Below are 19,764 nucleotides of genomic sequence, written 5' to 3'. Positions count from 1 at the left end.
CCGCAGGTGCTGGCTAGCCCCGGCGCCGCGGCCCGGGCTATTCTGGCACCACAATGGGGACGGACGCGGAGGGGCACCGGTTCTTCGAGGGCATGGCGGTCGTCCATGTGCTCGGTGGGCTCGACGAGTCCGACGGTCGGGTGTTCCGCTCCCACCTGCTCGAGTGCTCTGACTGCCGCGCCCGGGTGGGCGAGCTGCGCGCGCTCGCGCATGACCTTGCCGATGTCGAACGCGACGAGGAGCGGCGCCGGGCCCGCGCAGCGAAGTCCCTCGAGACGAAGCGCCGCGAGTACAGCGACGACGACGACGGCGAGGGCGAGCTCCCGCCCGCGCCGCCGGGGGGGCTGCGTTCTCCGCGGCTGCTCGCGTTGGTCGGCCTCGTCCTGCTCATCATGCTGGCCGGTTGGAACTTCACCCTTCGGACCACCATCGGCGACCATCAGGCGCGCGCCGACAACGTCACCGACGCCTCGGAGATCATGCTGTTCGGCGAGGAGGTCCCGTGGACGTCGACGCTCGAGGACCTCGACGCGCGGATCAAGGTTGACGACGGCAAGCTCGCGCTGCTCGTGATGAACCTCCGGAGCGGCTCGGACGTGCAGTACGTCGTCTACCTGCGGGGCCCGGACGACGGTGAGGTGGTGGGCGTCCAGCCGTTGCAGGTGACGGACGGGCGCATCTACTACCTCATCCCTCTCGACGCGGACGCGCGCAAGCTCCTGCTCACCCGCCGCCGGAACACCGGCCTGCCGGATGGGTCCGTCGACGAGCGCACGATCCTCACCGCGGCGCTTCCTGTCAACCCGTAGCGGCTGGCCGGGTGCTCCCCGCGCCGCTATGCTCGGTCGGGCCGGGCTCGTAGCTCAGTGGGAGAGCGCTCGCCTCACACGCGAGAGGTCACAGGTTCGAAACCTGTCGAGCCCACCATCCGTCGATCAGCCGTCCAGTGCCGCCTCGGCGCGGGCGCGCAGGTCCTTGACGCCCTCCGCGAACGAGTCGTACTTCCACAGCGCGCTGCCCGAGGTGAACACGTTCGCCCCGGCCTTCGCCGCGCCGGCGATCGTGTCGGCGCTGATCCCCCCGTCGACCTCGAGCTCGACGTCGTGGCCGCTGGCGTCGATCAGGGCGCGGGCCTCGGCGATCTTCGGCTCCATGGTGGAGATGTAGGCCTGCCCGCCGAACCCGGGGTTGACCGTCATGACGAGGACGAGGTCGACGAGGTCGAGCACGTGCTCGATGTAGCTCACCGGCGTCGCGGGTGACAGGGCGATGCCTGCCCGCGCCCCGGCTTGACGGATCGACTGGTAGGTGGCGTGGGGCTGCTTCATCGCCTCGACGTGGACGATGATGATGTCGCAGCCCGCGTCGACGAGCTTGGGGACCATCCACTCGGGGTCGCGGCACATGACGTGCGCCTCGAAGCCGACGTCGACGAGGGGGCGGCACGCGGCGATGAGGTCGGGCCCGTAGGTGATGTTCGGCACGAACTGGCCGTCCATCACGTCCCACTGGAACCGGTCGGCCCCGGCCTTCTCGAGGGCGATGCAGTCCTCGCCGAGGCGGGTGAAGTCAACCGGGAGCATCGCCGGCACGATCTTTGCGCTCATGGGCGCAGCGTAGTGCACGGGGGGGCGCAGGAGGAAGTGCGGGGCGGGGACCGGTCCTTCAGGAGCCGGCGAGGGCGAGCAAGGCGGTGGCCAGCGCCCCCACCACGACGACGAGCAGCGCGCCGGTCTGCATGGCGAGCGCCCGGTGCATCCTCGACATGATGCGCTCCTCCACAGCGCTCAGGTCGAGGCGGAGCGCGCCGACCTGACTGTCGAGCTTGGCGTCGAGCTTGTCGATGCGGGTGTCGAGCGCCGCGATCCGGGTGTCGAGCTTGGCGTCGAGCTTGTCGATGCGAGCTTCGAGCTTGTCGATGCGAGCGCCGAGCTTGGCGTCGAGCTGGCTCAACTGGCCGCTGAGCGTGGCCTGCAGTCGACCGAGGTCGTGGCGCGTGGCCACGTCTCCCCAGCCGCCCGGGGGAAGGTGGTCCATGAGCGTGTCGGTGTGCACCGGACCGAGCACCTCCTCCAGCTTGCCGTAGAGCTCATGTCGCGCACGTTCGCTGGTGGCCATGATCCGCTCCTGCAGGGGCTGCTGCAACCACCCACAGGATCGCTTCCGGCGTGGCGGTGATCGAGGCGACGCCTCTGCTGCCTGGGGACAAACGCCAGTGCGTCCGGCCGCCAGCCGGCCGCTCCCGGATCGCGACCCGCCTGCCTACGATGGCGGCGTGATCGATCCTGACCTGCCCGGGGCGGACCTCGTCGCGAAGGGCATCGAGGACCTCGAAAGCGGCGTCGTCTCCGTCGAGTCGCTGCTCGTGTCGATCGGCGCTCCGCGGCTGCGTGACCTCGGCATCCCCGTGGAGGCCGGCCTCGACGACCCCGAGCACCGCCTATGGGACCTGCTCGCCACCGATGATCCCGACTCCGCGCACGCGCGCTACAACGCGCTCGTGCGTCGCCTGGTCTCCTTCGAGCAGGCGCTGGCATGCGCGGCCTAGCGACGGCCGACCGCATCCGCGTGTTCCTCCGCGAGCTCGGCCGTCACGCGCGGCACCCCGCCCGGGCGCACCTGGCCGGTGGCGCCACCGCGGTCCTGCTCGGCTGGCGTGACGCCACCATCGACGTCGACCTCGCGTTCGCCGGGCCGGGCGGCGACGCGCTGCTGCGCGCCATCCCGGCGCTCAAGGACGCGCTGCGGCTCAACGTCGAGCTCGCCACCCCCGCCGACTTCATCCCCCTGCCTGCCGACTGGCGGGAGCATGGTCGGTTCGAGACCCAGGAAGGCCGGCTGGTGGTCTACCACGTCGAGCTCGTCTGGCAGGCGCTGGCCAAGATCCACCGCGGTCACCGCCAGGACCTCGAGGACGCCCGCACGATGGTAACCCGCGGCCTCGTCGCGCCCGACGAGCTGCGCGCCGCGTTCACCCGCATCGAGCCCGAACTGTTCCGGTTCCCCAACATCGACCCGCCCTCGTTCCGCCGCGCGGTGGAGCGGTTCACCGCCGCGTGACGACCTGTGGCGGCGGCGCCAGGGGCGCCGCAGTGACGGCCGATCATCCATCAGCGTGTCGGTGTGCACGGGTCCAGCCTCCAGAGGAGGGGGTTGACGGCCGACGAGAGGGGTACGTTGCCGCACACCAAGGACAAGGGGGCGTTGAGGATGGACCGCATGACGCTGGGCGCCGTGTTCGCGCTGTGGTCGCTTGCCTTCCTGGCGGCCGCGGTCGGCTACTGGTACGTGATGCTCGGCCGCAACCGCGCCGCCACTCTCGCGCTTGCCGTCTGTGTGGGCGCTTTCACCGGGATGTTCAGGGTCGGGCGAGAGCAGCCCCGCTCATCCTGACCGCTCGGCGGGGCGGTCAGCCGCAGGACTTGCCGGCCTCGGGTGGCTGCTCCTCGAGCAGGTAGCCCTGCGCGGGTGCCGGCGGCTCAGAAGAGCCGGTCGACGGGCAGCGTGAACCCCGGCAGCAACGGCGAGGTGACACTGGTGCCGCGGGTGAGGCGGACCGCCGGTGCGTAGCCGCCCTCCTTCCGGCGGTGCACGAGCACCTCGCCGCGTTCCCGGTCGACGAACCAGTACTCGGGGATGCCGGCCGCCTGGTAGAGCTCACGCTTGCGCCCGAGGTCGCGCCGTCGGGTGGACGGCGAGGAGATCTCGACGACGAGGTCGGCACGGGTCTTCGCCCGCCGGCCGGCCTCGTCCAGGTGATCGGCGAGCACGACGATGAGGTCGGGGATCAGCTCGGAGTCCTCGGCGACGAGCAGCCCGGGCCCGGGGAGCACCTCTGCCGCGTGCGCGCGAGCCCACAGGCCCAGCTCGATGGTGAGCTCCCGGAGCGCTTGCTGGTGAGGGTCGTCGGGGGGCGGCGTCACGACGACCTGTCCGTCGACGAGCTCGCAGCGGCTGCCGTCGTCCGGCTCGGGAAGCGCCTCGTACTCCCGGTAGGTGAGCCGGGCGCCAGCGGGTGTGCCCATCGGCTGCCTCCTGGTCACATGGAGCGACGCTATGGGCGCCAGCGTACGCCGCCACCCGATGCGCCGGCCGACTGTGGACGAGCCCCGGGACCCTCGAGGTCCCGAGTCCGTGCCAGGAGGAGTGACTATCGACGCCCGCGGGGCCCGCCGGACGAGAGGGGGGTCGGCATGGACCGATCGAAGATGGCCGCGGCGTTCGCCCTGTGGTCGGTGGCGTTGCTGGCGACCGCGGTCGGCTACTGAGGCGGCTACCAAGCGGAGTGGGTAGTACGAATCAGGCCGCTTGACGCCTTGCCAGGCAGCGAGGACTTCGTGACCACGATCCCCTGCCCGGTCGAGGCGGATCAGCGTGAACGTGGGCTGCCGAGCCGGTTCGACGACTGACCGGACCACCTCTGGCGGTACGGGCAGTCTCCATCGCAGGAACGTCAGCCGCAGGACTTGCCGGCCTCGGGCGGCTGCTCCTCGAGCAGGTAGCCCATGATCGCCCGGTCGGTGCACACGTTCGCGCCGCCGAACGCGGTGTGGGTGTCGCCGTCGCGGGTGAACAGCACGGCGTTGTCGAGCTGGCCGGCGAGCGCCTCCGACCAGGCGTAGGGCGTGACCCCGTCGTTGCGGGTGCCGATGACGACGAGCGGCGGGCTGCCGGGCGCGTGGATCGGCGCGGCCTGGCGCACGGGGGGCACCGGCCAGTAGCTGCACGGCGCCCACGACAGCAGCGTCACCGCGCCGAACAGCGGGGAGACGCCCTCCATCTCGGCGAGCAGGCGCGGGTACTCCTCGGCGGGCGGCGCCGGCAGGTCGAGGCAGTTGACGGCCATGAGCTGGCCGAACTCGAAGCCGGACAGCTCCTCGGCCTCGGCGTCGCGGCCGCTCAGGGCGTCGAACATCCCCAGCAGGAGGCTCGCGTCGTGGTCGCCGGCGACCATGGCGAGGGCCTCGGCGAGCAGCGGCCAACCGTCGGCGCGGTCGGCGAGCAGCGCCGAGGTGGTGAACATCGCCTCCCCGCGGTTCATGCTGCGCCCGGCGCCGAGCAGCGGTGCGGGCACCGATCCCCGCTGGAGGGCGGCGAGCACCGCGGCCCACACCATCGACGGCTCCCCGACGGCGCTCATCGAGCACTCTTCGTCCCTGCACCACTGCAGGAAGTCCTGCAGCGCGACCTCGGTGGCGGCGGCCTTGTCGCGGGCGCGGGCGACGACGTCCTGCGCCGGGTCGACCGCGCCGTCGAGCACGATCGCGCGGACCTTGTCGGGGTAGCGCTCGGCGTACATCGCGCCGATGAGCGTGCCGTAGGAGTAGCCGAGGTAGGTCAGGCGGCGGTCGCCCAGGGCTTCGCGGAGCAGGTCGAGGTCGGCGGCGACGTTCGGCGTGGCCACGTGCGGGAGCAGCTCGCCGCCGTGTGCCGCGCAACCGGCGGCGAAGCGCTGCGCGGCGGCGAGCACGTCGGCGACGCCGCTGGTGAGCGTGCCGGCGAAGCGCGCGACCGCCTCCTGGTCGCAGGCGATGCCCTCGCTCGCGGCGACGCCGCGCGGGTCGAACCCGACGATGTCGAACCGGGCGCGCAGCTCGGCGGGGAACGTCTCCACCCCCGCCTGGCGGACGAAGTCGACGCCCGAGCCGCCCGGGCCGCCGGGGTTGACGACGAGCGAGCCGATGCGCCGCGCGGCCGCAGGCGCCGGCAGGCGGATGAGCGCGAGCGTGACGGTCGGGCCGTCGGGCTGGCCGTAGTCGCGGGGCACCGGCAGCGTGGAGCACTCGAAGGGCTCCTCGCACGGTGTCCACACGAGCGTGCTCTCGAGTGGTTCCTCGGGCGGCTCGGTCGGGTCCACCGTGGCCTCTTCCTCGGCGGGCAGCGCCTCGGGAGCCGGCTGCGTGAGCCCGCAGGCGGTGAGCAGGAGGCTGGCCGCGAGGAGGAGGCCGAGCGGCTTGGACCGGCTCATCGTCAGTCGACGTCGAAGCGCTCGTCGACGAGCCGCTCAGCGACGTGGCCGCCGAGCGGGTCGAAGCGGTAGTGGGCGAAGTCCTTGCGGAACTCCAGGTCGACCCCCGTGGGGCCGCTGCGGTTCTTCTCGATGCTCCACACCGCGTAGTGGCGGTAGGTCTCGGCGCGCCGCGCGTCGTAGGCCAGGTGCACCTTCGACACGCAGGAGAACTTCTCGTTGAGGATGAGGACGACGTCGCTTTCATAGGCGAGCGCCGACGAGCCGCGCAGATGGTGCATGCGCAGCCGGCGCGCGTCGAGCGACGCCCGGTCGGCGGCGACGACCGCGACGACCGGGCAGTCGTGGGCGAGCGCGAGCTCCTTCAGCCCTTCGGCGATCGCGGTGACCTTCTCGCCCTCGTCACGGGGATCAGGCTTGACCGCCACCTTCTGCAGGTAGTCGACGAACAGCGCCGCGGTGCCGTTGCCGTGTTCGGTCACGAGCTGCTCGAGTTCGGCAACGCCGGTATGGCGGCCGGAGGCGCACACGAGCAGGAGGCGGTCGGCGTAGTCAGCAATGGCGTCGCGCGCCGCGTCGAGCAGCGCCCGTCCTTCACCGACGACGTCGAGGCTGCGCAGGCCCTGCGCGGCTTCCCGCACGACGACGCGAAGCTTGTCGAGCACGACGGCGTCTTCCCGACGCGCGAGGGCGCCGAGCTCCAGAAGCAGCAGCCGGCCGAGCAGGTCGACCTCGTCGTGCTCGTAGCACGCGTAGATGGCCGTGCTGCCGGCGGCGGCCATGTTGCGGGCCATCTGCAGCGCCGCCACGGTCTTGCCGACGCCCGGCACGCCACCCATGAGCAAGAGGTCATGGGCGCGCAGGCCGTCGTCGAGCACCTCGTCGAGCGGCATGAATCCGGTAGGAAACGCCGTCAGCGGCCCGGTGCGTCGGCCCGGTGACCCCGCTCGGAGGTCTTCGAGGACGCGTGCGACCGTGCGTGGGACGCTCACCCCCCGAGCCCCCCGGCGCCGAACAGCGTCTGGGAAATGTTGATGACCGCGGGGCCGAGGATGACGATGAAAAGCACCGGCAGGATGCAGAAGATCAGGGGGAAGATGACCTTGACCGGGATCTTCATGGCCTTCTCTTCGGCGCGCTGGCGGCGCTTCACGCGCTGCTCGGCGGCCTGCGTGCGCAGCACGTCGGCGGTCGGGACGCCGTAGGACTCCGCCTGGATGACCGCCAGGACGAAGTGGCGCAGGTCCGCCACGTTCGTACGGTCCGCGAGATTGCGCAGCGCCTGCGTGCGCTTCACGCCGACCTGCATCTCCTGGAGGGTGCGCATCAATTCATCGGCCAGCGGGCCGTCCCCCGTCCGGCCGGCCCGAGCCATCGCGGCCTCGAAGCCAAGACCTGCCTCCACGCAGATCGACATCTGATCGAGGGTGTCGGGCAGCTTCAGCTGGATGGCTTGCGCTCGCTCGGTGCCTTTGCTGTAGAGGAGCAGGTCGGGGGTGAAGTAGGCGAGGAGGGCTGCTGCCACACCGCCGACGAACCACCGCAGCGAGACGTTGGTGCTGAACAGCAAGATCCCGAAGACCACGCCGGCCGCGCCAAGTAGCAGTTTCACGACCAAAACGCGCTCCAGCGGCCAGGCGGCCGGGCGACCGGCCAGTGCCAGGCGCCGTTCGAGCGCGGCGAGCCACCCGGCCGGGGTCAAGCGGCGGCTGCGCTCGGCGAGCGACGCGAGAGCGGGACGCACGGCCCGCTCGCCGGCGCCGCGCACCAGGGCGGCCTGGCGCAGGTCGGTGGAGACGAGGCCCCCGGCGAGGTTGTGGGCCACGGCGTGGCGTGCGCGGTCGCGGGTGCCGGCGATGGCCCACCACAGCAGCGGCAGGGAGCCGGCGACGGCGGCAGCGGCGAGAAGGACCGGGATGGGCATCGGGCAACTCCCTAGAACGTGATCCGGACGACCTTGCGCAGCCAGACGCCGCCGACCGCCAGCAGGAGCCCGCCCACGGCCAGCATCGCCCATCCCATCGGCTCCCTCACCAGAGGGGCGAGGTAGGAGGGATTCGTAAGGGCCACGAAGCCAGCCACGCCGAACGGCAGGCCGTAGAGCACGATCGCGGAGAGTTTGCCCTCGGCGGACAGCGCCTTGACCTGGCGGCGGATCTGGTTGCGTTCCCGGATGGTCCCCGCGACGGTGTCGAGGACCTGCGCGAGGTCACCGCCGACCTCGCGGTGGATGGTGATCGCTTGCACCACCCACTGGAGGTCCTCGCTGCCGATCCGGTTGTCCATGGCCTCCAGGGCGTCGTCGAGCTCGCGCCCGAGCCTGGTCTCGACCACGATGCGCCGGAACTCCTCGGCGGTGGGGGAGTCGGCCTCGCGGGCGACGGCGTCGACGGCCTGCAGGAGGCTGTAGCCGGCGCGGAGGCTGCCGGAGAGTAGCTGGAGGGTCTCGCCGAGCTGATCAGCGAACCTCGCACGTCGGCGTTCCCCCAGGGCCTTCAAGCCCAGGAAGGCCACAATCACCACGACTGCGCTCAGCATCAGACCCAGCAGGAACCCGCCGAACAGCAGCCCGGCCGCGAACGCGGTGATCACGGCGCAGCCGGTCAGCAGGACGAACTCAGCCGGGCGCAGGGCGATGGCGGCACGCTCCAGGCTGGCGTTCAGCGACGGAGTCCAGCTCCGGCGGGTGAGGGCGCGGTCGACCACCAGGGTCGCCCGGTTGGCCAACGAGGCCATGCCCGGGATCGTGGGTGCCCCCGTCGTGTCGTGCGCTCTGCGCACGGAGAGAATCGAGCGCACCTCGCCCGGCCAGAGGGCGACGAGCATGAGCAGGCCGATGGCGATGAACACCATGGCCGCGCCGACCGCAAGGGTCCATGGTGATGCCAGGATGCTGGGTGCGAAGGCCACGACCGGCGGGGAGGGCATGGTCACCCGGCTGGTCACCTCGGAGAGGCCGGCCTGGTGGGCTACTACGACGCTCAGGTCGACAGGCCCCCGGACGTTGGAACGGTAGGTCAGCAGGTAGTTGTCGCGTGGTTCTGCCGCGATGATGTCTTCCGCGATGATGTCGTACATGCTCGCGAGTTGAGCGGGCTCGGTCGCGGAAACGACGCGACCGTTGCCGGCGAGGGCCAGGCGCTGGAGGGCCGCGGTGTCGGTCGCCTCGGTCTCCAGCCCGACGATGTAGAGGGTGGCACCGGAGGCCCTGACGCGCGCCTCGATCTGGTCGAGGGCGAGGGCGCTTTCCGTGTCGCCGCCGTCGGACAACAGGACGAGCGCCTGGCCGTCGCCACCCTCGAACTGCTCCAGGCTGGCGGCGATCGCGTCGTACAACGCCGTGCCACCGTCGGCCGACATGCCACCGATGGCCGCGACGTGCGCGGCGACATCGGCCGACAGGGGGCTTACCACCCTGGCATCCGCGCTGAACTCGATGACCGCGGCACGCGTCCCCTCTGGCAGCCGCTGCACGAACGTCGCAGCGGCGGCTTTGGCGGCCTCCATTGGTTCGACGCCCATGCTGCCGGAGGCATCGATGGCGACCACAACCTGGCGCTCATCAGGGGGCAGTGTTTGGACGGCGACTTCACGATCCTGCCCGCCCTCGGTGAGGCTGAAGGCCTCCGCTGGCAGGTCGGGACCGACCTGATCCCGCGATGCGCTGACCGTGACCCTGACCTCAGGATGATCGGTCGTGTCGACCGCGGTGATGCTCAGACCGTCGGTGTCGATCGTCTCGGCTGCGAGCGCCGGCGCGAGGGCCAGCGCGAACACCACTGCTGCGACCCCCGCGAAGGCGTAACGGTGTCTCATGGCAGCGGCCGGCGGCCGGGGCGCAGGGCCTCGATGACCGCGGCGTTGTCCGGCTGGCCGAACAGGCGCACCGGCAGCTGGATGCCGTAGTGGCTGAGCTGCTCGGTGAACGCCGGGCGGATGCCGGTGGGACGCTGGCCACCGCGGTAGCGGCCGCTCTCGTCGATGCCTGCGGAGTAGTCAAACGTGAAGATGTCCTGGAGGGTGACGACGTCGCCCTCCATGCCGTGCACCTCGGTGACATGGGTGATGCGCCGGCTCCCGTCGCGCAGCCGTGTGACGTGCACCATGACGTCGATTGCGGAGGAGATCTGCTCGCGGATGGCCCGCATCGGCAGGTCCATGCCCGCCATCAGCACCATGGTTTCAAGGCGAGCGATGGCGTCGCGGGGGGTGTTGGCGTGCAGGGTCGTCAGTGACCCGTCGTGGCCGGTGTTCATGGCCTGGAGCATGTCGAGGGCCTCGCCGCCACGGACCTCGCCGACGATGATGCGGTCGGGGCGCATGCGCAGGGCGTTGCGCACCAGGTCGCGGATGCCGACCGCGCCCTTGCCTTCGATGTTGGGCGGGCGGGCCTCGAGGCGGACGACGTGGTCTTGGTGCAGCTGGAGCTCGACGGAGTCCTCGATGGTCACGATCCGCTCCCCAGGCGGCACGAACGAGGAGATGACGTTCAGCATCGTCGTCTTGCCGGTGCCGGTCCCGCCGGAAACCAGGATGTTCAGTCGTCCCTGCACGCACGCGGCGAGCAGTTCGGCGATCTCGGGGGTCATGGTGCCGAAGCCGACGAGGTCGTCGGTCTGGTAGGGGTCCGCGGCGAACTTGCGGATGGTCAGGGTCGGTCCGTCCACCGACAGCGGGGGAATGATGGCGTTGACCCGCGACCCGTCGGGCAGGCGCGCGTCGACCATGGGGGAGGACTCGTCGATGCGGCGGCCGACCTGGCTGACGATGCGCTCGATCACGCGCCGCAGGTGGTCGTCGGAGAAGAACCGCGCGCTGGTCCGCTCGAGCTTGCCCGCGCGCTCGATGTAGATGCGCTTCTCCGCGTTGACCATCACCTCGGTCACGCTGGGGTCGTCGAGGAACGGCTGCACCGGCCCGTAACCGAGGACGTTCTCGCTGATGGCGCTGACGAGGTTGTCCCGCTCGGTGTCGGAGAGGGGCGCGCGCTCCTCGGCGATCACCTTACTGAGCTCCTGGCGCACGAAGGTGTGCAGCTGCTCCTCGCTGAGTGATGCGTCGTACAGGCGGGCCCCGAGCCGGGAGAACAGCGACTGCTCGGCGCGCTGCTTCAGCTCGACCAGCGGGTCAGTCGCCGGCTCCTCTGGTGGCGCCGGCAGCGGCAGCACGCGGTGCTCGGTGGGGTTCGCCCTCGGCGTGCCCCCGTTGACCTGGCTCAGGCGGTCTGACAGCCTCATCGGGTGCTCCTCCGCTTGCCGAACCGCCCGGCTCTGGCCGGCTGCTCCACGAACCGCCCGACAAGCTGCGCAAGCTGCTTGGACACGGGGTGCTTGGCGTCGCTGAGCACCAGCGGGATGCCCTGGTTGATGGCGAGGGGAACGGCTCTGCTGCTGGCCACGGCGACGTCGACGGGCAGCCCGACGGTGGCTTCGACGTCCTGTGCGGACATGCCGACGCGAGTGTCGGCGCGGTTGAGCACCAGGTGACGGCGCTGGCTGGTCATATGCAGCTGGTCCAGTGCCACGACGACCTTGCGCAGGCTGCGCACGCTGGGCACGTCCATGGAGCACATCAGCATGATGTCCGTGGACGCCTCGAGCGCCGAGAGGGTCGCTTCCGTCAGGCCTGCGGAGGAGTCGATGATGACGTAGCGGAAGTTCTCGCTGAGGCGCCGCAGGATCGCCGTGACGGCCTCGCCGGTGATCAGTTCGCCCTCGGCGGGTGAGTCGGGGGCGCACAGCGCGTACAGCCCGCTGCTGTGGGGGGTGAGCAGCACCTTGAGGGCGGTGGCGTCCAGGAGGTCTGGGGTGCGGGCGGCATCGGCCATGGTGTGCTCGGGGATGAGCTGCAACGCCCCCGCCACGTCGCCGAACTGCAGGTCGAGGTCGACGATCACGGCCTCTCCGGGTGCGACCTGGGCCAGGCCCACGGCCAGGTTGGTCGCCACGGTGGTCTTGCCGGACCCGCCCTTCGGAGAGACGATGGTGATGATATGACCGGGGGTGGCGTCTGCGGCATCGGGGTCCCCGGCGAAGCTGGCCCGGCGCCGCACGGCGCTCTGGCTGGCCCGCTCCATGACGTCGAGGAGCTCCGCGGAGTCGGCGTCGGGATCGAGGATGTCGCGCACGCCGGAGCGTGCGGCTTTGGCCCACAAGTCGGCTGAGGGCCGGGTGATGAGCACGACGCTGACTTCGGGATGGTCGAGGTCGAAGCGGCGCGCCAGCTCGAGTGATTCCTCGACCGGCAAGCCCGGGCCCAGGGCGAGGACCTCGACGGGGGACGAGCCCCCGGCGATCGCCTCGACGATCTGGGATGCCGGCAGGCCGAGCACCTCGTCGGAGAGCGTACGCAGGTCACCGTTGAGCGCCCCCGCGTAGGCGCTGCGCAGGCGGCGCTCGTAGTCGGGGTCGGTGGTCGCCAGCACGATGCGGCTGTCGGTCATGGGTACACGTTTCCTCTCGTGCGGATCTCGGTCCCGTCCTCAACGGCGGCGCCCGGCTCGTTGGACAGCCACAGGAGCCCGAACTCGGCGGCGAAGACGATCCGCTCGGCTTGGGCCGCGTCGACCGCCAGGGTGATCAGGTAGCTCCCGCCGGGTGCGGGCGTGGGACCGGTGGTGGCGTCCTCGTCGTCCTCGGCTGCGGGCGCGGCCTCGCCCTGGACGTTGGTCACCAGGACCTTGTGGAAAGTGAGGTGTGTGGTGTTCGGTGTCTTGCTGACCTCCGCGGTGTTCCCCTCCTCGTCCGATAGGATGACGCCCTCCAGGTCGAACGGCGCGAAGGAGATGAACACCCCGACCGTGTCCCCCGGCGCGAGCCGGCCGCCGACAGCCCGCTGCGGCTCCAGCGACAGGGTCACCTGCTGCAGACCGTCGGGGATGTCCACGGAGCCGGTACGAGCCAGCTGCGCCGGTTCGACGAAGCGCGTGGCGACGAGCTGCTCGCCGACCACGAGGTCCACTGCGGCGACCTTGCCGTCGAGCTCGTCGAGGCTGCTGACGCTGTCGATGGCCTGCACCTTGGCCGGGATCTTGCTGGACTCGACCAGACCCGCCAACTGCTCGGCGGTCGTGCCCTTCTTGATGGGCGCCTGCACGACGAGCACGTCGACGGTGCGCTCACCGGCCAGGGCGCGCTGCTCGGCGCCCTGCACGTACAGCACTAGCACGCCCGTGCCGACCGCGGCGAGCACCACCGCCGCCACGATACCGAGTATCCGTCTTGCCATTGTCCGTCTCTTTCCTTTAGTTGTTGTTAAGGGTTGCAAGCTGCGATGGCCGTGGCATCGGGGTCCACCGCGCAGATGGCGATGACGATCGCTCCGGTCGAAGGCCCGCTTGAGCAGCATGTCCCTGTAAGGGCGCGCCGGTGAAACTCAACGTCCATCCAGCGACCAGCCGCAGCGCCTGTGACCTTGAAATCGTGCAGGGTGATGGTCAGGAACCCGGAGATGACGTAGCGGGCGTTCTGCCCGTTTGGATCGATGACCGAGCTGAAGATGGGCACCGCGAAGGTTTGCCCCTTGAGCGTGTTCAACTGAGGCTGAATGGAGTTGTTGAACGACCCGGTGCTCGCACGCACTTCATCGCCGATGGAAACGCCGCCGTCGTACCCCACCTCCACGTGCTCTTTGAACACCGCGTTTGACTGCTCACCGGTGAAGGCCATCAGGCCCCAGTTCCCAGTGGCCTCGCCGCAGTGGGCGTTGTCATTCTTGTTATAGCCGATGCGGTGTATCTGGCCATCGTCCTGAGCACCCGCGGTGATCCATGCTTGGAGCGCAGGGTGGTCCTTGCAGATGCCGATCGGGCGCAAGCCAAACACGGTGTTGGCCTGGCCGAAGATGGCCGTGGAGCTGGATGGCACGCTTGCGCTGCTAGGGGCGCTAGGCAGGGCCGGTGCGAAGGAGAAGTCGACGTCCGTGCGGGCTTGTACGGTGACATGGCCGGCATTTGAGCCAATGGGAACCAGGTTGCAGGATGTCATGGCGGCGGTGGCGTGGTTGTTAGCTATCCAACCAGGGGCGGCCGCGCAGCCATTGCTGGCCTCGCCGTACAACTGGGCAGCAGCGAGCGCCGCGGCGTCGGTGGTCGTGACAAGATGGCGACGTTGCTCCCACAAGCGGCCAGCATCCACGGCCAGGGCTGTGGCACCGAACAGCATGACGAGGCACACGGCCACCATGACCGAGACTGCACCGTGATCCTGGGGAATAACTTCGATGCGGGCAGCTATTCGCACCGGAAGACTCCCTGTCCCCCAAGGGACACCGTTGCGGTGGGGATGAGCGGGATATTGATGGTGGTGGTAGTAGCCACTCGCACCCTGACGGTTTGACCTGCGCGGAAATTGCACGGACGGGCCACGTTGGGATCAACGGCGATCGTCCGGCCGTTGGGGAGTGGAACGCCTTGCAAGGAGTTGTCAACACGGTCGCGGATCTGAGCTTGCGTGGTCTGGCTCAGGGATGCCATGCGAGCGCCCTCCCGAGCGGCGGCCTGGACGCCTTGCCATTGAAAGAACACCAGGCCGAATACGAGTATCCCAAAGAGCAAAACGATGAGGAGTGGGAATACGAGGGCGAACTCGACGGCGGCTGCGCCGCGCTCGCCGTTGTGTCCACGCCGCCGCTTCATGTCAGAACGCACCTTCGAGGTTGGTGAAGAGGTTGAGTATCTGCTGACCGACGTGCCGACGATTCCTGCATGACCGCGGCGATCAGTGCGTAGTCAACGGCGGTAGCACCCTGCTCGCCTGCGCCCGAGCAGGCCAGACCATCGCCGAGGTTCGACTCGCTCGTGTTCATCGGTGGACCTCGTGCGTAGTAAGAGTGGGAGGCCCGGCGGCCCCGAAGGAACCACCGGGCCTCCCGTTGTGCGGCTTGGCTAGCTAACTAGCAGGCGGCGGGGGCCTGGATACAGTCGACGACGGTCTGGAATGCAGTATCGATCTCGCCACCGAGGGTGAAGACCGTAGCGGCGATGACGGCAGCGATAAGGGCGACCAGCAGGCCGTACTCAACGGCAGTGGCGCCGGTCTCTTCGCGGTTGAGACGCTCGCCGGCGCGCTGCGCCAGCATCTGGAGGGTGACAAGTGCGTGAATCATTGTGATCTTCTCCTGGTGCTCGCGACGCCCGCCTTCGTGCGAACGTCTTGCTTGATGACGGAATAGTCGCGCGGCCGGGGGAGGGCGTCATCCCCAAGATTGATGAATGTCCCCTCGTCCGTTTCGGGAGGCTTCGTCGGCGTTGGCGGCGCTGCGATCATCAATATTGATGACCCGGGGCCACGGCTTGCGTACTACTCGGGTGGAGAACGCGAGGCCGCGTGGCCGTCGGCGCCCCGATGATGGCGTGGGCAGACGACCGTGCTCGTCGATGGGGGCCGCCGTGTCGGGGCGTGGCAACCCCGGCGAATGCGGGTCAGTCGCGGTCGAGCTCCCAGCCGGCGCGGCGGGCCATGGCGACGGCGCCGATCTGGGAGTTGACGCCGAGCTTCTGCAGCAGCGTGCGAATCTGGCTGCGGATGGTCGCGAGGGACACGAACGCCTCGGTGGCCATGGTCTCGGCGGACTTGCCGTCGCAGAGGCCGGCGAGGACCTCCTTCTCCCGCATGGTGAGGCGGGAGAAGGCGGCGAGGCGCTTCTCGGCCTCGGCGTGCTGGCGGCGCATCTCGGCGAGCAGCGCGTCGCGGTCGGGCTTCGGCAGCAGGCTGCGCAGCTCCGCGGCCTCGCGCACGGCGCTGACGAGATCGCCGAAGGGCGCCGACTTCGGCACGATCCCCATCGCCCCGGCGTTCACGCACTCGCCGAGGCGCGCGCGGTTCTCCTCACCGGTCACCATGACGACGCAGGCGCCGATGTCCCGCAGCGGCGGGATGATCGGCAGGGAGGAGCCCTCGTCGCCGAGGTCGAGGTCGAGGAGGACGATAGCGGGCCGGAAGCGGTCAGCCGCCTTCACCACCGCCTCAGGGCTGATGTCCGCGGCAACCTCGACCTCGTAGCCGTCGTCCTCCAGGGCGAACTGCAGGCTCTGCGCCAGCAGCGCGTGGTCCTCGACGATCAGGATCCGTGTGTTCATGGCAGCCCCGCACATTCCCACATGCTCATCAATATTAGGGATGACGGACGGTAGGCGACAGGCCATCCTCTTCTCATGACGCCTGCCCGCCGCCGTCTGGCCATCGCGGTCGAGCCGCGACTGTTCAGCGACGCGCTGTCGCGGGTGCTCAGCCGCGAGGACCGTGACGTCGTGGTCCTCGACGGCGACGAGGCCGAGGGCCACTTCGACATCGCCCTCGTCGGCACGGAAGAGACCGAGCTGGAGGCCTCCGTGGTGATCCGTCTACCGGAGGCCCCCGCGCTCGGCACGGCGAGGGTGGGCGGCAGGTCCGTCCCCCTCGACGACCTCGGGAGCCTCGTCGCGCTCGTCCAGCGCTGTGCTGACGCCCTCGACATGCCCCCCTCCACCGGTCTCGACCGCTGAGTCCTCCTCAGCCGGCAGGTCCACCACGAAGACCGCACCGCCGCCCGGGCGGTCCTCCAGCCGGAGGTCACCCCCCTGGTCGCGCATGAGCCGGGCCGACACGTACAGGCCGAGTCCCGACCCCGCGACGCCGTCGCCCTGCTTGCCGCGTACGCCCCGACGGAAGATCGCCTCGCGCTGCTCCGGGGCGACGCCGGGGCCGCGGTCCTCCACGCGCACGAGCACTCTATCGCACTCGCGACGGGCGCGGACGACCACGGGTGAGCCGGGAGCGTAGCGCCGGGCGTTCTCGATGAGGTTCTGCACCACCTCGGCCGTGTCGGCCCAGCGGCCGAAGGCGGTGAGCTCGTCGTCGATGTCGACGAGCACACCGGCACCGTGCGTACGCGCGCCGGTGACGACCGGGGCCAGCGACTCGGCGACCTTGAACGGCACCCGGTCCGCGGTGATCTTCTCCGCGCTCACGAGCCGCTGCAGCCGTGCGATCTCCGCACTCAACGCCGTCATGAGCGAGCTGCGGGTGTCGGCGTCGAGGCGGTCGCGGTAGCGCTCGAGTGTCTGGCTCGCCCCCTCGATCGCCGTGAGCGCGTTACGGGCCTCGTGCGCGCGCTCCTCGACCTCCTGGCGCTCGGCGCGGACGCGTGCCTCCGCGGCGCGGGCCGACACCACCGTCCGCATGAGGTGGTCGCTCTGGAGGCTGAACGCGCGTTGCAGCTCGATGGTCGCTCCGGCCATGGCGACGGCCAGGGCCGTGAGCCGCAGGAGATGGGCGCCGGCGCTCCACAGGTCGACGTTGTAGGCCGCGAGGAGCCGGGTGAGCTCCGCCAACGCCAGCCCGAGGAGGAGCAGGCCCAGCCAGCTGAGCAGCGGACGGCTCTCCCGGTGGCCGCGAAGCATGAACCCGGCGAACAGGGCGCCCCACAGCACCGTGACGAGGAGGGAGCCGTAGCCGCTCGCCGGGACGCCGAGATGGGCGTCGGCCCCGCCGGTGAGGTACTGGGAGGCACCCGGAATGAGCTGGAACGCGACGGCGAGGACGACGGTCGCGGACACGGCGAACAGGAGCAACCTGGTGAGTCCGAGACGCCCGTCCACGGGCGGGCTGACGACCGCGGCGGCGAGGAACGCCATGACGACGAAGCGGCTGGCGGGCCGCAGCCACACGACCGCATCACCGACGTCGAACACGTGCGGCAGCACGCCCGTGAGAGCGAGGGTGACGATCCCGTAGACGAGCAACGCGACGCCGGACCACAGCGCCGCCGCCTCCCCGACCAGGCGCCAGCGCACGACGCAGAGCACAGCCACGACCACCGCAAGCGCCGCCGCACCGGTGTCGAGCAAGGCGTGGAGGAGAATCATGTCGGTGCCCGCGCCGGGGGCGCTCAGCCCGCCGACGAGGTTGACCAGCGCCCACAGGCCGACGATGAGCCCCGCGCCAACGAGGAGAGCGGTCGTCGGCGACCCCCCTGGCCGTGCGAGCGTCTGCCGCCGGTCGCCCCCCCAATAGGGGGATGAGCGCGACCCTATGCCGTTGGTAGCCACGAGGGGGGAGTGTAGACACCCGGTGACGGTCTGTGAACCCCCCAATTGGGGGTGTTTAGTAGGGGACCGGCAGGACAGTGTGCCGGTCAGGTAGGGCGATCAGCGGAGCCGCTCGACGATCATCGCCATCCCCTGACCGCCCCCTACGCACATCGTCTCGAGCCCCACGACCTTGTCCGCGGTGGCCAGCCCGTTCAGCAGCGTGCACATGATGCGCGCCCCGGTCATCCCGAAGGGGTGGCCGATGGCGATGGAGCCGCCGTTGACGTTCAGCTGGCGCTCTATGTCCACGTCGAGGCGGCGGGCGGAGGGGATGACCTGCGCGGCGAACGCCTCGTTGATCTCCACGAGGTCGACGTCGGCGATGGTCATGCCCGCCCGCGCGAGCGCCTGCCGGGTCGCGCCGATCGGCCCGAGCCCCATGATCTCGGGGTCCAGGGCCGACACGCCGCTCGCGACGACCCGCGCGAGGGGCGCCACGCCGAGCCGGCGGGCCTTCTCGTCGCTCATGACGACGACCGCGGCGGCACCGTCGTTCAAGGGGCAGGCGTTGCCGGCGGTGACGGTGCCGTCGGGGCGGAACACCGGCTCGAGGCTCGCGAGCTTCTCGAGGCTCGTGTTCGGGCGGGGCCCGTCGTCGGCGGCCACCACCGTGCCGTCCGGCAAGGTCACGGGGGTGATCTCCCGGTCGAAGAACCCGCTGCGCTGCGCCGCCACGGCGCGCGTCTGGCTGCGCAGGGCGAAGGCGTCCATCCCCTCGCGGGTCACCCCCTCCAGCTGCGCGACGTTCTCGGCGGTCTGGCCCATCGCGATGTAGACGTCGGGCAGGCCCGCATGGGGCTCCCACGGACCCGCGCCGCCGTCGGCGCGCCGCGCGGTGCGCTCGCCCGCCTCGGCGAAGCGGGGGTTGCGCGTGTCGGGCAGGCTGTCGGCGCTGCCCTTGGCGAAGCGGCTGACGGTCTCCACCCCCGCCGCGACGAAGACGTCGCCCTCCCCCGCTCTGATGGCGTGCGCCGCCATCCGGATGGTCTGCAGGCTCGAGGAGCAGTAGCGGGTGACGGTCGTGCCGGGGACCGTCGGCAGCCCGGCGAGGATCGCGACGACCCGCGCCATGTTGAAGCCCTGCTCGCCGCCCGGCAGGCCGCAGCCGAGCATGAGGTCGTCGATCTCGGTGCGGTCGAGCTCAGGGATCTTGTCGAGGACCGCGGTGACCATCGCCGCGGCCAGGTCGTCGGGTCGCAGGTGGACGAGCGACCCCTTGAACGCCCTGCCCACCGGGCTGCGGGTCGCGGCCACGATCACGGGCTCTGGCACGGCGTGCTCCTTCCGGCGGCGGGGCGCCGAGGGTAGCGCCGGACCGCGGGGCCGCCGCAGAGCAGCCAGGAACCCCTTGCCCCCCGCAGCGGGAGCCGCCATTGTGTGGGGCCGGAACCTTCTCGGGGGGCCAGATGGACGTGCGCGCGTCGAGCCCGCAGCAGCGTCGGGCGAGCAGCTGGCAGGAGCGCTGCCGGATCGTGACCGCGGCGGCCATCGCCGTCCAGCTCACCGTGGCGCTGGCCGGGGTGACCGTCCATCGCACGGAAGTCGGTCCGCCACCGGTCATCGCCGCGCCCGGCGGCGGCGGGGCGCCCCCGGCCGCCGTGGCCGAGGCCGCGCCCGAAGCCGCGCCGCCCGGGACCGAGCAGGCCCCACCAGCCTCGGCGCCCACACCGGCGGCGCCCGTCCCCGACCCGCCGCCGCCGGTGTGGGCGCCGAGGCTGGTGGGGCC

The 19,764-nt window shown here is 70.7% G+C and carries 21 protein-coding genes and 1 tRNA gene; 7 read left to right on the top strand and 15 right to left on the bottom strand.

Annotated elements, in window-relative coordinates:
- Positions 1-53: 53 nt before the first annotated feature.
- Both VM324_06240 and VM324_06235 read left to right on the top strand, forming a co-directional pair.
- Positions 54-809 (top strand): hypothetical protein, encoded by a 756-nt coding sequence (locus tag VM324_06240; protein ID HVL98869.1) that lies wholly within the window; start codon positions 54-56, stop codon positions 807-809.
- Positions 810-852: 43 nt separating this feature from the next.
- Positions 853-927: transfer RNA gene (locus VM324_06235), tRNA-Val, on the top strand.
- 8 nt (positions 928-935) lie between these two features.
- On the opposite strand, the gene rpe is transcribed toward VM324_06235, so the two are convergent.
- A complete protein-coding gene (rpe, locus tag VM324_06230) occupies positions 936-1,607 on the bottom strand; it encodes a ribulose-phosphate 3-epimerase (GenBank protein HVL98868.1) in 672 nt (223 codons plus the stop codon).
- 58 nt (positions 1,608-1,665) lie between these two features.
- Positions 1,666-2,118: a hypothetical protein gene (locus VM324_06225; protein ID HVL98867.1), complete on the bottom strand. Its 453-nt coding sequence runs from the start codon at positions 2,116-2,118 to the stop codon at positions 1,666-1,668.
- 157 nt (positions 2,119-2,275) lie between these two features.
- Between VM324_06225 and VM324_06220 the strand changes: the two genes are divergently transcribed.
- The 3 genes from VM324_06220 (at position 2,276) to VM324_06210 (ending at position 3,393) form a co-directional block, all read left to right on the top strand.
- Positions 2,276-2,548: a hypothetical protein gene (locus VM324_06220; protein ID HVL98866.1), complete on the top strand. Its 273-nt coding sequence runs from the start codon at positions 2,276-2,278 to the stop codon at positions 2,546-2,548.
- Positions 2,536-3,060, top strand: a complete 525-nt coding sequence (locus VM324_06215; GenBank protein HVL98865.1) for a hypothetical protein — start codon at positions 2,536-2,538, stop codon at positions 3,058-3,060. Before VM324_06220 ends, VM324_06215 begins: the two co-directional genes overlap by 13 nt.
- A gap of 93 nt (positions 3,061-3,153) precedes the next feature.
- Positions 3,154-3,393: a hypothetical protein gene (locus VM324_06210; GenBank protein ID HVL98864.1), complete on the top strand. Its 240-nt coding sequence runs from the start codon at positions 3,154-3,156 to the stop codon at positions 3,391-3,393.
- A gap of 86 nt (positions 3,394-3,479) precedes the next feature.
- On the opposite strand, the gene VM324_06205 is transcribed toward VM324_06210, so the two are convergent.
- The 9 genes from VM324_06205 to VM324_06165 all read right to left on the bottom strand — a co-directional run bounded on the left by VM324_06205 (position 3,480) and on the right by VM324_06165 (position 14,208).
- Entirely contained in the window at positions 3,480-4,025 is a 546-nt protein-coding gene (locus tag VM324_06205) for a Uma2 family endonuclease (protein ID HVL98863.1), read from the bottom strand.
- A gap of 428 nt (positions 4,026-4,453) precedes the next feature.
- Positions 4,454-5,968: an alpha/beta hydrolase gene (locus tag VM324_06200; GenBank protein HVL98862.1), complete on the bottom strand. Its 1,515-nt coding sequence runs from the start codon at positions 5,966-5,968 to the stop codon at positions 4,454-4,456.
- A gap of 2 nt (positions 5,969-5,970) precedes the next feature.
- Complete coding sequence (locus VM324_06195) at positions 5,971-6,861, bottom strand: DnaB-like helicase C-terminal domain-containing protein (GenBank protein HVL98861.1); 891 nt, start codon at positions 6,859-6,861, stop codon at positions 5,971-5,973.
- A 95-nt stretch (positions 6,862-6,956) separates the two neighbouring features.
- Positions 6,957-7,892, bottom strand: coding sequence for a type II secretion system F family protein (locus VM324_06190; protein ID HVL98860.1), 936 nt, complete (start codon positions 7,890-7,892; stop codon positions 6,957-6,959).
- Between the two features lie 11 nt (positions 7,893-7,903).
- Entirely contained in the window at positions 7,904-9,784 is a 1,881-nt protein-coding gene (locus tag VM324_06185) for a type II secretion system F family protein (GenBank protein HVL98859.1), read from the bottom strand.
- A complete protein-coding gene (locus tag VM324_06180; protein HVL98858.1) occupies positions 9,781-11,205 on the bottom strand; it encodes a CpaF family protein in 1,425 nt (474 codons plus the stop codon). Before VM324_06180 ends, VM324_06185 begins: the two co-directional genes overlap by 4 nt.
- Positions 11,202-12,410: an AAA family ATPase gene (locus VM324_06175; GenBank protein HVL98857.1), complete on the bottom strand. Its 1,209-nt coding sequence runs from the start codon at positions 12,408-12,410 to the stop codon at positions 11,202-11,204. The genes VM324_06180 and VM324_06175 overlap by 4 nt, the downstream gene beginning before the upstream one ends.
- Positions 12,407-13,195: an RcpC/CpaB family pilus assembly protein gene (locus VM324_06170; GenBank protein HVL98856.1), complete on the bottom strand. Its 789-nt coding sequence runs from the start codon at positions 13,193-13,195 to the stop codon at positions 12,407-12,409. Before VM324_06170 ends, VM324_06175 begins: the two co-directional genes overlap by 4 nt.
- Before the next feature lie 26 nt (positions 13,196-13,221).
- Positions 13,222-14,208 (bottom strand): pilus assembly protein TadG-related protein, encoded by a 987-nt coding sequence (locus VM324_06165; protein ID HVL98855.1) that lies wholly within the window; start codon positions 14,206-14,208, stop codon positions 13,222-13,224.
- A gap of 92 nt (positions 14,209-14,300) precedes the next feature.
- On the opposite strand from VM324_06165, the gene VM324_06160 reads away from it, so the two are divergent.
- A complete protein-coding gene (locus tag VM324_06160; GenBank protein HVL98854.1) occupies positions 14,301-14,630 on the top strand; it encodes a hypothetical protein in 330 nt (109 codons plus the stop codon).
- Positions 14,631-14,860: 230 nt separating this feature from the next.
- Here the strand turns inward: VM324_06160 and VM324_06155 are convergent, their stop codons facing one another.
- The 4 genes from VM324_06155 to VM324_06140 form a co-directional block, all read right to left on the bottom strand.
- Positions 14,861-15,073, bottom strand: coding sequence for a Flp family type IVb pilin (locus tag VM324_06155; GenBank protein HVL98853.1), 213 nt, complete (start codon positions 15,071-15,073; stop codon positions 14,861-14,863).
- A 316-nt stretch (positions 15,074-15,389) separates the two neighbouring features.
- A complete protein-coding gene (locus VM324_06150) occupies positions 15,390-16,046 on the bottom strand; it encodes a response regulator transcription factor (GenBank protein ID HVL98852.1) in 657 nt (218 codons plus the stop codon).
- Positions 16,047-16,310: 264 nt separating this feature from the next.
- Positions 16,311-17,996, bottom strand: coding sequence for a HAMP domain-containing sensor histidine kinase (locus tag VM324_06145; protein ID HVL98851.1), 1,686 nt, complete (start codon positions 17,994-17,996; stop codon positions 16,311-16,313).
- A 99-nt stretch (positions 17,997-18,095) separates the two neighbouring features.
- The gene (locus VM324_06140) at positions 18,096-19,310 is read right to left on the bottom strand and encodes an acetyl-CoA C-acetyltransferase (protein ID HVL98850.1); all 1,215 of its coding nucleotides are present in this window, start codon (positions 19,308-19,310) and stop codon (positions 18,096-18,098) included.
- Positions 19,311-19,444: 134 nt separating this feature from the next.
- Between VM324_06140 and VM324_06135 the strand changes: the two genes are divergently transcribed.
- Positions 19,445-19,764, top strand: a 320-nt coding sequence (locus tag VM324_06135; protein HVL98849.1) for a hypothetical protein, incomplete at its 3' end; no start/stop codon positions are given.

The sequence above is a fragment of the Egibacteraceae bacterium genome (assembly GCA_035540635.1).
Taxonomy (GTDB): domain Bacteria; phylum Actinomycetota; class Nitriliruptoria; order Euzebyales; family Egibacteraceae; genus DATLGH01.
Note: the sequence above shows the minus strand (reverse complement) of the source record. Positions and strands in the feature narration are given on the sequence as shown.